Source organism: Tolypothrix sp. VBCCA 56010, from assembly GCF_050875635.1.
Classification (GTDB): Bacteria; Cyanobacteriota; Cyanobacteriia; order Cyanobacteriales; family Nostocaceae; genus Hassallia.
In genome coordinates this window covers 1-361 of record NZ_JBPAOH010000462.1, presented here as the reverse complement: position 1 = coordinate 361, position 361 = coordinate 1, and the positions used below count along the sequence as shown (strand labels likewise).

General features: G+C 42.1%; 1 protein-coding gene. It reads right to left on the bottom strand.

The annotated features are described in order from the left end of the window. A partial coding sequence (locus tag AABK37_RS42000) for a reverse transcriptase N-terminal domain-containing protein (RefSeq protein WP_432557270.1) occupies positions 1-220 on the bottom strand: 220 nt, incomplete at its 3' end. Between the last annotated feature and the right edge of the window lie 141 nt (positions 221-361).

Here is a 361-nt window from a genome sequence, read left to right as displayed (position 1 = left end):
CTGTTTTCTTTCCAGCGTTTAGCTGTGATACTTGACGAATTGCCAAAAATCTAGCTGCTTTGGATTTCAGGATAAGCTTTTGAAGTGACAAAGCTTTACGCTTGTTTCCTTCTCGAATAGCTTTGAACACCCTACATTGAAGGCGAAATAAATCGCGTCGGAATTTCTTCCAATTTAGATTCTTCCAAGATTCACTAGCCTCGTGACTGTGCCTAATCATACTCTTCTTTGTTAGATGTTTTCTGAATACCTTGCAGTAAATGGAGCCGCATCCTACCCGAATCAAAGGAATTCATCGTCTCGTCTGGCTTACCTGGGATTCGACCGTCCCAAGACCCTTGATTCGTTTTTATTCGTTCCC